The sequence below is a fragment of the Saccharopolyspora sp. NPDC002376 genome (assembly GCF_053593195.1).
In genome coordinates, this window is sequence record NZ_JBSFBZ010000025.1 from 38154 (window position 1) to 50905 (window position 12752).

Annotated in this window: 12 protein-coding genes; 7 read left to right on the top strand and 5 right to left on the bottom strand. The window is 67.6% G+C overall.

Annotation, left to right across the window (positions count from 1 at the left end; genetic code table 11):
- Window positions 1–146: 146 nt before the first annotated feature.
- From ACWCO2_RS18175 to meaB, 3 genes are read left to right on the top strand one after another with little or no spacing between them, the layout of a single operon-like run.
- Entirely contained in the window at window positions 147–2015 is a 1869-nt protein-coding gene (locus ACWCO2_RS18175) for a methylmalonyl-CoA mutase family protein (RefSeq protein WP_450128890.1), read from the top strand.
- Window positions 2012–4231, top strand: coding sequence for a methylmalonyl-CoA mutase (gene scpA / locus ACWCO2_RS18180; RefSeq protein ID WP_450128891.1), 2220 nt, complete (start codon window positions 2012–2014; stop codon window positions 4229–4231). Before ACWCO2_RS18175 ends, scpA begins: the two co-directional genes overlap by 4 nt.
- 2 nt (window positions 4232–4233) lie before the next feature.
- Window positions 4234–5223 (top strand): methylmalonyl Co-A mutase-associated GTPase MeaB, encoded by a 990-nt coding sequence (gene meaB, locus ACWCO2_RS18185; RefSeq protein WP_450128892.1) that lies wholly within the window; start codon window positions 4234–4236, stop codon window positions 5221–5223.
- On the opposite strand, the gene ACWCO2_RS18190 is transcribed toward meaB, so the two are convergent.
- Complete coding sequence (locus ACWCO2_RS18190) at window positions 5220–6578, bottom strand: pentapeptide repeat-containing protein (protein ID WP_450128893.1); 1359 nt, start codon at window positions 6576–6578, stop codon at window positions 5220–5222. The genes meaB and ACWCO2_RS18190 overlap by 4 nt on opposite strands.
- 92 nt (window positions 6579–6670) lie before the next feature.
- Here ACWCO2_RS18190 and ACWCO2_RS18195 point away from each other — a divergent pair, with 92 nt between their 5' ends.
- The 3 genes from ACWCO2_RS18195 (at window position 6671) to ACWCO2_RS18205 (ending at window position 8380) form a co-directional block, all read left to right on the top strand.
- Window positions 6671–7003 carry an STAS domain-containing protein gene (locus tag ACWCO2_RS18195; protein ID WP_450128894.1) on the top strand — a complete coding sequence of 111 codons (333 nt, stop codon included), beginning with the start codon at window positions 6671–6673 and terminating at the stop codon, window positions 7001–7003.
- 313 nt (window positions 7004–7316) lie between these two features.
- Window positions 7317–7673 (top strand): GntR family transcriptional regulator, encoded by a 357-nt coding sequence (locus ACWCO2_RS18200; protein ID WP_450128895.1) that lies wholly within the window; start codon window positions 7317–7319, stop codon window positions 7671–7673.
- Window positions 7674–7714: 41 nt separating this feature from the next.
- The gene (locus ACWCO2_RS18205; RefSeq protein WP_450128896.1) at window positions 7715–8380 is read left to right on the top strand and encodes a YdcF family protein; all 666 of its coding nucleotides are present in this window, start codon (window positions 7715–7717) and stop codon (window positions 8378–8380) included.
- Between the two features lie 21 nt (window positions 8381–8401).
- On the opposite strand, the gene ACWCO2_RS18210 is transcribed toward ACWCO2_RS18205, so the two are convergent.
- Window positions 8402–9067 carry a DUF305 domain-containing protein gene (locus tag ACWCO2_RS18210; RefSeq protein ID WP_450128897.1) on the bottom strand — a complete coding sequence of 222 codons (666 nt, stop codon included), beginning with the start codon at window positions 9065–9067 and terminating at the stop codon, window positions 8402–8404.
- Between the two features lie 290 nt (window positions 9068–9357).
- Here ACWCO2_RS18210 and ACWCO2_RS18215 point away from each other — a divergent pair, with 290 nt between their 5' ends.
- On the top strand, window positions 9358–10242 hold the full coding sequence (locus tag ACWCO2_RS18215) for an LVIVD repeat-containing protein (protein ID WP_450128898.1): 885 nt from the start codon (window positions 9358–9360) through the stop codon (window positions 10240–10242).
- Here ACWCO2_RS18215 and ACWCO2_RS18220 read toward each other — a convergent pair.
- From ACWCO2_RS18220 to ACWCO2_RS18230, 3 genes are all read right to left on the bottom strand, one after another.
- On the bottom strand, window positions 10239–11801 hold the full coding sequence (locus tag ACWCO2_RS18220; protein ID WP_450128899.1) for a recombinase family protein: 1563 nt from the start codon (window positions 11799–11801) through the stop codon (window positions 10239–10241). The two genes, ACWCO2_RS18215 and ACWCO2_RS18220, sit on opposite strands and share 4 nt — an antisense overlap.
- A 15-nt stretch (window positions 11802–11816) precedes the next feature.
- On the bottom strand, window positions 11817–12146 hold the full coding sequence (locus ACWCO2_RS18225; RefSeq protein ID WP_450128900.1) for a hypothetical protein: 330 nt from the start codon (window positions 12144–12146) through the stop codon (window positions 11817–11819).
- 181 nt (window positions 12147–12327) lie between these two features.
- Complete coding sequence (locus tag ACWCO2_RS18230) at window positions 12328–12675, bottom strand: hypothetical protein (RefSeq protein ID WP_450128901.1); 348 nt, start codon at window positions 12673–12675, stop codon at window positions 12328–12330.
- Window positions 12676–12752 lie beyond the last annotated feature (77 nt).

A 12752-nucleotide genomic window follows, 5' to 3' on the forward strand; every position in this document is an offset into this window, starting at 1 on the left:
CCGGAAGCGCAATTGTCGGCGGTCGCCAAAAATGGGGGCCCGGCAGGGCTGGACCCCACAACTGGGGTGGGCCGCTCAGGGCTTGCGATGCGTGTCACAGGTCTGATCGGGTTCGATTTCCGGACACCGGCCTACCATCAGTTCCCATGGTGGCGCACTCGAAGTCGAGCAGCGTCGGGCCGGAGTTGGCCTTGGCTGCCGAATTCCCGGAACCGACCCACGAGCAGTGGCAAGCCCAGGTGCAGAAGGTCTTGCATCGCTCGGGCCTGGTCGACGAGAACACGACCGGGCCGGTCGAGGACGTGCTGGCCACCACCACTTACGACGGCATCACCGTGCACCCGCTCTACACCGGTTCCCCGGGCGAGCAGGGCATGCCGGGGCTGACGCCGTTCGTCCGGGGCAACCGCGCGCAGGGCAGCGTCGCCGAGGGCTGGGACGTGCGGCAGCGCCACGAGCACCCGGACGCGGCCGAGACCAACCGCGAGGTCTTGGCGGACCTCTACAACGGCGTGTCCTCGCTGTGGCTGCGGCTGGGCCGCAGCGGTCTGGCCATCGACGATCTCGCGGACGCGCTGGAAGGCGTCCACCTGGACATGATCGGCGTGACGCTGGACGCCGGCGCGGACTTCGCAGCCGCCGCTGACGCCTTCCTCGCACTCGCCGACGAGCAGGGCGTGCGCGGCAGCGCACTGCGCGGCAACCTCGGAGCCGACCCGCTGGGCTGGCAGGCCAGGACCGGCGAGCCCGGTGACCGAAAGGCCGCAGTCGCGCTCGCCGAGCGCTGCACGGCGTTCCCGGAGCTCAAGGCACTGGTCGTGGACGGTCTGCCGTACCACGAAGCAGGCGGCTCGGACGCGCAAGAGCTCGGCTGCTCGCTGGCCGCCGCGACCACTTACCTGCGGTGGCTGACCGAAGCCGGGCTGGACGTCGACACCGCGGCCGGGCTGCTGGAGTTCCGCTACGCCGCCACTGCCGACCAGTTCCTCACCATCGCCAAGCTGCGCGCCGCGCGGCGCCTGTGGGAGCAGGTGACCCGCTCCAGCGGCGCGTCCGAGCACGCGCGGGGCCAGGCGCAGCACGCGGTGACGTCCGAAGCCATGCTCACCCGCCGCGACCCGTGGGTGAACATGCTGCGCACCACGATCGCCTCCTTCGCCGCCGGGATCGGCGGTGCGCAGGCGGTGACCACGTTGCCGTTCGACGCCGCGATCGGCCTGCCGGACGACTTCGCCCGACGCATCGCGCGCAACACCCAGTCGCTGCTGCTGGAGGAATCGCACCTCGCGCAGGTGATCGACCCGGCCGGCGGCTCGTACTACGTCGAGTCGCTGACCGATGAGCTGGCGAAGTCGGCCTGGGCCTGGTTCCAGCGGATCGAGGCCGCCGGCGGGTTGCCCGACGCGCTGGAGTCCGGCCTGATCGGCGACGAGCTGGCCGCCACCTGGGAGCAGCGCCGCACCGCGATCGCGCACCGCCAGGACGCGATCACCGGCGTCAGCGAGTTCCCGAACCTGGACGAGCCATCGTTGGAGCGCGAGCCCGCTCCCGAACAGCCCACAGGCGGCCTACCCACCCACCGCTACGCCGAGGACTTCGAGCGCCTGCGCGACGCTGCGGACGTACAGCCCACCAGGCCAACAGTGTTCCTCGCGACGCTCGGCCCGTTGGCGGCTTACAACGCGCGCGCCTCGTTCACGCGGAATCTCTTCGCCGCAGGCGGCATCGAATGCACCGAAGCAGGCCCCACCGAGTCCACTGAGGACATCGTCAAGGCCTACAACGGCGCTGCAGTGGTGTGCTTGTGCTCCAACGACAAGGTTTACGCCGAGCGCGCGGCGGAAACAGCTGAAGCGCTGAAGCGGGCCGGGGCCGAGCACGTGCTGCTGGCCGGCAAGCCCAGCGACCTGGCCGGGGTGGACGGGTTCGTCTTCGCCGGGTGCGATGCGCTGGCCGTCCTCACCGACGTCCACGACAAGTTGCCAGTCCTGTCCGATGAGGGAGTCCGACGATGACGCAGATCCCGAACTTCGCCGGCATCCCGCTGGACAGCCCGCAGCCCGCAGACTCCCCCCAACGTGAGACAGAGCGCTGGCAGGCCGAAGTACTCGCCGCCACCGGCAAGGAATCCGACGCGCTGGTGTGGGAAGCGCCCGAGGGCATCGGCGTCAAACCGCTCTACACCTCGACCGACACCGAGGGCCTGGACTTCCTGAACACCTACCCCGGTCTGGCGCCGTTCCTGCGCGGCCCGTACCCGACGATGTACGTCAACCAGCCGTGGACCGTCCGGCAATACGCCGGGTTCTCCACCGCCGAGGAGTCCAACGCCTTCTACCGCCGCAACCTCGCCGCCGGGCAGAAGGGCCTGTCGGTGGCCTTCGACCTGGCCACCCACCGCGGCTACGACTCCGACCACCCGCGCGTAGCCGGTGACGTCGGCATGGCCGGGGTGGCCATCGACTCGATCTACGACATGCGGCAGCTCTTCGACGGCATCCCGCTGGACCGGATGAGCGTGTCGATGACCATGAACGGCGCGGTGCTGCCGGTGATGGCGCTCTACATCGTCGCCGCCGAGGAGCAGGGCGTCGCGCCGGAGAAGCTGGCCGGGACCATCCAGAACGACATCCTCAAGGAGTTCATGGTCCGCAACACCTACATCTACCCGCCGCAGCCGTCGATGCGGATCATCTCCGACATCTTCGCCTACACCTCGCAGCGGATGCCGAAGTTCAACTCCATCTCGATCTCCGGCTACCACATCCAGGAGGCCGGAGCGACCGCCGACCTGGAGTTGGCCTACACCCTCGCGGACGGTGTCGAGTACCTGCGCGCCGGACGGCAGGCCGGGCTGGACACCGACGCCTTCGCGCCCCGGCTGTCGTTCTTCTGGGGCATCGGGATGAACTTCGCGATGGAGGTCGCCAAGCTGCGCGCGGCGCGGTTGCTGTGGGCGAAGCTGGTCAAGCAGTTCGACCCGCAGAACCCGAAATCGCTGTCGTTGCGCACCCATTCGCAGACCTCCGGCTGGTCGCTGACCGCCCAGGACGTCTACAACAACGTGGTGCGCACCTGCGTCGAGGCGATGGCCGCCACCCAGGGACACACCCAGTCGCTGCACACCAACGCGCTCGACGAGGCGCTGGCGCTGCCTACCGACTTCTCCGCGCGCATCGCCCGCAACACGCAGTTGGTGCTTCAGCAGGAATCCGGCACCACGCGGGTGATCGACCCGTGGGGCGGCAGCTACTACCTGGAACGGCTCACCCAGGACCTCGCCGAACGCGCCTGGGCGCACATCACCGAGGTCGAGGACGCCGGCGGCATGGCCCAGGCCATCGACGCGGGCATCCCGAAGCTGCGCATCGAGGAAGCCGCCGCCCGCACCCAGGCCCGCATCGACTCCGGCCGCCAGCCGCTGATCGGCGTCAACAAGTACCGCTACGACGGCGACGAGCAGATCGACGTGCTCAAGGTGGACAACGCCGGAGTCCGCGCCCAGCAGCTGGAGAAACTGCGGCGGCTGCGGGAAGAACGCGACAGCGAGGCGTGCGAGGACGCGCTGCGGCGGTTGACCGCGGCGGCCGAGGCGTCGATGTCCGATGACCGCCCGAACGACCTGGCGCACAACCTGCTTTCGCTGGCCGTGGACGCGGCGCGGGCGAAGGCGACCGTCGGCGAGATCTCCGACGCGCTGGAGAAGGTGTTCGGCCGCCACTCCGGGCAGATCCGTACGATCACCGGCGTGTACCGGGACGAATCGGGGCCGTCGGAGCAGCTGGAGACCGCGCGTCAGCAGGTCGAGGACTTCGCCGAGGCCGAAGGCCGCCGCCCGCGCATCCTGGTCGCCAAGATGGGCCAGGACGGCCACGACCGCGGCCAGAAGGTGATCGCCACCGCCTTCGCCGACCTCGGCTTCGACGTGGACGTGGGCCCGCTGTTCCAGACCCCGGCCGAGGTGGCCCGCCAGGCAGCCGAAGCCGACGTGCACGTCGTCGGCGTCTCCAGCCTCGCCGCTGGGCACCTCACGCTGGTGCCCGCGCTGCGCGACGAGCTGGCCGCGATCGACCGGGAGGACATCATGATCGTCGTCGGCGGGGTCATCCCCCCGGCCGACTTCGACGCGCTGCGGCAGGCCGGCGCCTCGGCGATCTTCCCGCCGGGCACCGTCATCGCCGAGGCCGCGCTGGGCCTGCTCGACGAACTCCGCACCCGACTCGGCCACTGATCATGCCGCGCAAGATCGACGTCCAGGACTACGCCAAGGGCGTGCTCGCCGGGTCCCGCACCAAGCTGGCGCAGGCGATCACGCTGGTGGAATCCACCCGCGCCGACCACCGCGCGCTGGCCCAGGAACTGCTGGTCGAGCTGCTGCCGCACAGCGGCGGCGCGCACCGGGTCGGCATCACCGGCGTGCCCGGCGTGGGCAAGTCCACGTTCATCGAATCGCTCGGCTCGATGCTGACCGGCAACGGGCACCGGGTCGCGGTGCTGGCCGTCGACCCGTCGTCGACCCGCAGCGGCGGCAGCATCCTCGGCGACAAGACGCGGATGGGGAAGCTGGCCAGCGACCCGGCCGCGTTCGTGCGGCCCTCACCGTCGGCGGGCACGCTCGGCGGTGTCGCGCGCGCGACGCGGGAGACCATCGTGCTGATGGAGGCCGCCGGTTTCGACGTGGTGCTGGTGGAAACCGTCGGTGTCGGCCAGTCCGAGGTGACCGTCGCGGGCATGGTGGACTGCTTCCTGCTGCTGTCCCTGGCGCGCACCGGTGACCAGCTGCAGGGCATCAAGAAGGGCGTCCTGGAGCTGGCCGACATCATCGCGGTCAACAAGGCCGACGGCGATCACGCTGCCGAAGCCCGCAAGGCCGCCCGCGAACTCCGCAGCGCTCTGCGCCTGCTCACCCCGATCAGCGCCAGCTGGACGCCGCCGGTTCTGACCTGCAGCGGCCTGCAGGGCCTCGGTCTGGATTCGCTGTGGGAGCAGGTCGAGCAGCACCGGGAGGCGCTGACCGAGACCGGCGAGTTCGCGGACAAGCGCAGCCGCCAGCAGGTCGAGTGGACCTGGGCGCTGGTGCGCGACCAGCTCCTGTCGGAGCTGACCCACCACCCGGGTGTCCGCGACATCCTCGGTGACGTGGAATCTCAGGTGCGGGCAGGGGAACTGACCGCTGGCCTCGCCGCCGAGCGCCTGCTGGACGCGTTCCGGAGCAGTGCCTAGTCGGTGGCCGGTTCGAATCGTCGCCAGCGGCGCTGCTGCTCATCCGGCACTTCGCCGTCAGCTGCGGCGAGCCGCCACCCCGGTAAGCTCCGCGGCCAGTCCTGAGCGGTCGCCCAGTCAGCCGCGAGGATCCAGGCGTCGGAGAAATCCGGCTCTCCCAGCTGGGCCTGGTCGAACCACGCCGCACCGTGGAACTCCGCCTCGCGGAACGAGGCCGTGTCCTGGAACCGTGCTTCGCCGAACGAGGTGGAGTCGTGGAACTTCGTTCCCCCGAAAGAAGCCTCATCGCGAAACTCCGCCGCAGCGAACGAGGCCGCGTCGTGGAATTCCGCTTCCCGGAACGAAACCGTGTCTCCGAACCCCACCTGCCGGAAGGCACACGTACCACGAAACTTTCCTTCGGCGAAGGAAGCCGCGGCGTGGAACTCGGCTTCGTAGAAGGAAATCGCACCGTCGAACTCCGCCTTGCGGAAGGAGATCACACCGCGGAAAAGCGCCTCATCGAACCGGGCCACGTCGTGGAACCGTGCTCCCCAGAACGAAGCCGCGTCCTCGAACAGGGCCTCGCGGAACGAAGCCGGGCCGCGGAAGCCCACCTGCTGGAAATGAGCTTCACCGCTGAACACCGTCCCGTCGAACAACGTGTTGCGGACGCGGCAGCCCGCCATGTCCCACTCGATGAGCGTGGCTCGGGTGAGGTCGAGATCCATGTCGGCCCAGAACTTCGGATCGTCCGCTTCGGGACGGAGATGAGCGGTGAGCAGCCGCTGCGCGGTGAGCCGCACCTGGACTTCCTGACGTCGCTCGTCCTGCTGGATCGCACCGATCTCGTCAGGAGAAGCGAAGGGCATGCGCAGGTAGGCGCACAAGAGGTCCACGACCGTCTGCCGGTGGCCGGGATTGTCCTGGGCGAGCCGTTCGAGGGCGTGGAGCGCCGCCAGGCGTACCGGGGCCTTGTCCGATCCCAGTTGCTCCGCGGCGGAGGAGTAGAGCTCGGTGATCCGCCTTTCCGCGGCATCGTGGCGGGCATCATCAGCGGTTCGCTCCTTGTGGGCGAGATCCCGCTCGTTCTGGGCCAGCTGCAGTTCGGTGGCGCGTTGTCGCCGTGCGGCGAGCAGCAGCGCAGCCGCGCCGCCGGTGCCGACCACGATGCCGCCAGCCAGCTTGATGATCTCCAGGCGGACCTTGTCCTGCGGGCTTCCGGCCCCGAACAGGGCGAGCAGCACCCACATCGAGACCGCCGCCACCACCAGCAGCACCAGCGCCCCGATCCAGATCGACCGGGCCGGCATCACGGAAACGCGCCGGACCGCCTGAGTTTCCCGCCCCGGCCACTTCCACCACGAACCGATCATGACGAAAGCATGCCATCGACCGTGCGGGCACAGCGTCGAATCGTCACGAGAGGCTGGGTTCGGCCGATAGTGTGGCCGACATGGACTTCGGCGTGACCAGCACACGGCTGCCCGACGACGTCACGCTGGTCACCGTCAGCGGTGAAGTCGACGTCTACACCTCGCCAGCGCTGCGGGAACGGTTGACCGACGCGGTGAACGACGGTGCTGCCCGTTTGATCGTGGACCTCACCCAAGTCGACTTCATGGACAGCACCGCACTCGGCGTGCTGGTCGGTGGCATGAAACGGATGCGCGCCATCAACGGTGACCTGGTTCTGGTGTGCGTTGCGGAGCGGCTGCTCAAGATCTTCCGGATCACCGGCCTGAGCAGGGTTTTCCCCATCGTGCCCGATCTCCCCTCGGCGCGTTCTTGGCGCGCATGAGTTCTCCGCCGCCGCATCCCACCGGCCAGAACGGTTCGGCGCAGGAGCTGCTGGAGATCAAGCCCGGCGAGCGGTTCACCGCACCGCTGGGCTGGTCGTCGAGCCCGGAGTCCTCGCCCTGCCTCGAGCCGAAGAGTCGCCGTGTACCCGCCGAACACCTCCGACGCCAAGGAAACCCCGTGGACCGGTGGCAGCGTGTGCGCCAAGGGCGTGTCGATCTACCCGTACGAGCGGGCGTGATCCCCACTGGAGTCCACTCGGGACCGGGGCGGATACTGGGGCCGCACTGACCTCGAACCGGAAGCGATGGACCATGCGGATCAGCGTTGACGCCAACTCCGACGTGCCGCCCTTCGAGCAGGTGCGGTCGACCATCGCCGAACAGATCCGCAGCGGCGAGCTGGCGGTGGGCACCAAGCTCCCGACCGTCCGCGCCCTCGCCGCAGACCTGGGCATCGCGGCCAACACGGCAGCCAAGGCCTACCGCGAGCTGGAGCAGGCGGGGCTGATCGAAACACGCGGCCGCGCAGGAACTTTCGTTTCCGACGCTGGCGACCAGTCAGCGGCCCGAGCCGCCGAAGCAGCGGCCACCTACGCCCAGATCACCCACGCCCTGGGCATCCCAGCAGACGAAGCCCTCGCCATCGTCCGAGCCGCTCTGAAGGCCTGAGGTCTTCGATAGCCTCCGACTGATCGCGAGGGGTGATCTCCATGGCCGTCACGAGGATTCCAGAGCAGCTGCACGGTGCTGCGCAGGTGCTCTGGGACTACCACCGCTTGGACCACGAGCTGCGGCCGGTCGACATCGCGCTGGGGCTCGGTAGTCACGATCCCGGCGTGGCGGTCTACACGGCCGAGCTGTACCACCGGGGCCTGTTCCCGCGCATCGTCTTCAGCGGTGCCAATGCTCCGACGACGGTGGGACGGTTCCCGCGAGGCGAGGCCGTTCACTTCCGCGAGATAGCGCTCGGCGAGGGCGTCCCTGAAACAGCGGTCCTGGTGGAGACCGAGGCTCGGAACACCGGGGACAACATCAGGCTCACCCGGAATCTCCTTGAACAGCAAGGAATTCCGGTTCGGTCGATGCTTCTGGTCGCACGGCCGTACCAGCAGCGGCGGGCGTACGCGACGGCCAAGAAGATCTGGCCCGAGGTCGAGTTCTTTTGCTCCGCCCGGCAGGAGAGCCTCGACGAGCACGTCGAAAGCATCGGCGACGCCGAGCACGTGCTCAACATGCTCGTCGGCGACACTCAGCGCATCACGGTTTACGCCGAAGCGGGGTTCGCCGTCGAGCAGCACGTTCCCGACGACGTCAAGGCGGCTTACGAACTGCTCGTCGCCGCCGGATACACCTCGCGGCTGGTTGCCGAGCGGTGATCCGGCAGCCGGGCCGACCGGTCAGCCGACTTCCTTTTGCAGCCGCTGCATGGTGGCGATCTCGTCTTGCTGGGTTACCAGGACGTCTTGGGCCATTGCGTGGACCTGCTCTTCTCGACCCTTGGTCATGATGTCCGTGGCCATCGTCAGGGCGCCCTCGTGGTGGGCGATCATCAGCTTCAGGAAGAGCCCGTCGAAGTCGGCTCCGGTTGAATTGCTCAGCTGGACAAGCTGTTCCGGTGTTGCCATGCCCGGCATCGTCGAGTGGTCGTGACCGGTCTGCTGACCGTGGTCACCATGACCGCTGTGCTCGCCGTGCCCGCTGTGCTCGTCCTTGCCGGGCTGTTCGTCGAGACCGCGGCTGGCCAACCAGCCCTGCATGCCGCCGATTTCCGGCCCCTGCGATCCACCGATGCGCTCCGCTAACGCCCGGACCTTCGGGTGCTGCGCACGATCCGGCGCCAGCGCCGTCATCTCCAGTGCCTGCTCGTGGTGCGCGATCATCATGCGCACGTAGTCCGCCTCGGCATCGACCGGGACATCTGCATCCGGCTCGACGCTCGACACCACCTGCGGCTGGTCCCCCGGCGCTCCCGGCAGCACCACCTTCGGCGATTCCGGCTGCTCGGCCGAACATCCGGCGAGTCCAGCAACCGCGATCAGCAACGCGGCGGTCAACCGGCGCATCGAGTCCTCCTCAGTACCTGTCTTCGATCTCGTCCACCTTCAAGCACCGAAGGCGTTCAACCCAGCCGTCACGCAAAACGAGTCCGTCAGGTGGGATCCAGCAGCAAAAGGAGCCAAGTGGCGTATTGGGTCCCGAACCGGGCAAAACAATACTGATCTCCGGCGGTGATTTCGATACGCCGCTGGTTGCAACCGCCCTTCCCGGGGGCGGTGACCGACCCGAGCAGCAGGGGTGGATGGTTTTGAGACGTACTCCCAGGTGGCGCACGTTAGGCGCCGCACTCGGCGTTTTGTCCCTCGGATTGGCCCTCGCACCGGCGTCAGCGGCGACCCCGGCACACGACGGTCCGGAACAGGCCGCGGCCCGCACCGTTGCCGCGCCGACCGGTGACGTCCTCAAGAGCGACAACATCAAGCACGTCGCGAACCTGCCGAAGCAGGAACCGTTCAACAAGCTGAACGCCTACGGCACGGACATCGCGTTCAAGGGCGACCACGCCTACGTCGGCAACTACGACGGATTCGTCGTCTACAACATCAAGAACCCGACGAAGCCGTCGATCGTCACGCAGGTGGCCTGCCCCGGCGGCCAGGGCGACGTCTCGATCTCGGGCAACCTGCTGTTCGTCTCGGTCGACTACCCGCGCACGAACGACACGTGCACCAGCGAGTCGACCACCGCGGCCGATCCCAACGGCTGGGAGGGCATGCGGATCTACGACGTCAGCAACCCGGCCGAGCCGCGCTACGTCTCCGCCATCGCCACCGACTGCGGTTCGCACACCCACACCCTGGTGCCGGACAAGGCGGGCAAGGACGTCTACCTCTACATCTCCTCGTACGGTCCGCGGGCGGAGTTCCCGGGCTGCCAGCCGCCGCACGACAAGATCTCGATCATCAAGGTGCCGCTGAACAACCCGGCCGAGCCGGTGCTGGTCGACGCGCCGGTGCTGTTCCCGGACGGCGGCAACCCCGGTGGGGACGGCGTGAGCGCGACCACCGGTTGCCACGACATCACCGCGTTCCCGGAGAAGGACTTGGCCGCCGGCGCCTGCATGGGTGACGGCGTGCTGTTCGACATCTCCGACCGGGAGAAGCCGCACGTGATCAACCAGGTCCGCGACGACGAGAACTTCGCGTTCTGGCACAGCGCCACCTTCGTCGATGCAGCCTAAACACAAAGGGATAGCGCTGTATCTTCCCAAGCTGGGACGATACGAATGGCTGCGCGCCTACGGCCGCGCCCGGCGGAATTCTCTTCGCCAGGAATGATCTCCGCGCGCGCGATCAGCTTAGCGAGCAGTTCCCGCCTGTCAAGCACGGGCAAGGTTTTCCACTCGCCGAGGAGGCCGCGGGCGACCGCTGGCAACTCCTCCCCCGCCGTCGACTGCTGCGCGGCTTTCTCTGCCAGCGCCACCCGGCTGGCTGCTTCGTCCCGCTCGGCGAGCAGGTCGTCACGGGCTATGTCGTACGCCGATTCTGGGATGCGCTCGCGAACCAACTGCAGCGTGAGGTCAGCGAGCTGCTTGTCGATCGCCGCGAGTTCGCGCCGAGCAGTCTCGGCATCGGACCGCACCTGCAGCTGTGCACGCTGCACCGCGCGCGCCTGCTCGGCCGCCTCCCCGACATCGTCGGCGAGTAGGGCGAGGTAGTCGAAAACGTGCTCTAGTACGCGGTTTTCCATCACGTTGCACGGTTGCCCGACACCATATTTCAAATGGTTAACGCACGTGAGTGTGTAGTGCTTGCCGATGCGGCGCCGGTTCATCGGGCCGCGCCCACATTCTTCGTCGCCGCAGCGCACCAACCCGGATAGCACGTGCTTGGGGTTGATCGTGCCGGGCGCCATGTGTGTACGGACTCGACGCTTTTCGAGGTATTGCTCCCACATTTCAGGGCCGATGCCCAATTCTTGCGCGCCTTGGTCCCAGACGCGTTCGGTGATCGGTATCGAGACCTGTTTGTCGCTGCGGTATTCGTCGCGCACGATCAGGCCGGCCGCGAACCCGCTGTCGAGAATGCCGCGCACGCCTTCCTCTGAGTGGCGCCCGCCGCGCGTGTTCGGGATGCCGCGCGCGTTCAGCTCGCGCGCGATTGCTCGAAACCCCCACCCTGCGATGTATGCCTCGTACATCCATCGCAGGGCTTCGGAGGTCTCAGGGTCGGCGGCGTAGTGCTCGACGATGCCGTCACCGTGGTGGCGGATGTAACCGAACCGCGGGCCGCCGGTCGCGGGTAAGCCGAGGCGCCGCCGGCGGTCGTGCGCCTCGCGCCACTGCTCGCCTTTCTGGTTCGAGTCGAACGTCGCGGCGGCGAACATGACGTCGCGGCCGAATTGCCCGCCCGCGGTTTTCGTGTCGAATGGTTCGGTGCTCGACTCGACGATCGCGCCGGTGCGTTCGATCGTGTCGATGGCGAGGTGTTGATACAGGCCGCGTCGGGCGAGTCGGGACCATCGCCATACGATCACCCGGTCGACCCCGCCCTCGCTGGCCATTGCCAGCACCTTTTGGACGCCGGGCCGCTTGTCCCACTTCCGCCCGGAGATACCGGGGTCGGGGATCACTTCGACAACGTGGTATCCGTGCCGTGCACAGTGCTCACGGCACGATGTTTCTTGCATCTCAAGGGAAATGGACTCTTCGCGGTGAGTGGACTGTCGAACGTAGATCAACGCTCGTAGTACGGCGTCGGGCGTCGTTCGCAGTTTGCGGGTGCGCGCGGTTTGCGCCACGTAATCACCTCCTGGTTAGTTCGCCCGTTCGGCGACGTTGGCCGCCTCGATGAGCAGTAGTCCGATGGCTCTCGCCTGATTCGTAGTCATCTCGACCGGCTCCGCGCCGGTCTCGCGGACGATGCGCGCGACGGTGATGAGCCGTTCTGTGGTCCCGCTTGCGACTATCCTCTCGGCCTGCACGCTGAGTGCGGTGTCGGTGCGCGCTGTTGCTACGTCCGCGATCCTGACGACGCAGCGCTGCGCGGGGTCGTCTGGGTCGTGGTCGCCGGTACACCCAGGCAGGCAGGTAAGGGAGGTGTGATTGTGCTGCACGCCGCCAGCATTCCGATTACGCACTGTCATTTCTGCTCCTGCTACTGGGTGTCGGCTTCCCCCAGGGGTACACAGTCGAACAAATGTGCGCCTACGAATCCAGGCGAACACACTGCGCCATTCAGTTGATTACTCGTAAGTAGGCGACGTTTTGATCACAACTCGTCAACGCAGGTAACGCTAAGTTTTAGAGCCGCTTGCCCTCATCTTCTTAATCTTTCTGTGACAATCTGCGGGCGACTTCCTCCGCGAGTTCCTCGTTGGTGAGGTCCCGCACCTGCAGGCGCCGAGGCTTGCTCACTGAGCGTGACTCGTATTCGGGGCCGAAAGCTTCCTCTTCTGTTAGGAGCCTGGCTCCGACAAGCGCCTCGCGAATGTCGACGCCGAAGAATGCGGCCACATCGCGGGCGGCATCGATCGACGCTGTCGCGCCCTCCCGCCACCGACTCAGGCGCGCGTGATCGAACGGCGTCCCCTTCACAAGGTCGGACGTCGTCATCCCGTTTTCGTCAAGTCGCGCCTGAACCCAATTCCACCAGGGCCGTTCTCTGTTGCTCACGCGCAGCACCGTACTTGCCTGCCCGCAAGCATGGCACCCCCATGTGTCCGGTTCACCCGGTCGCTTAATATAACGAA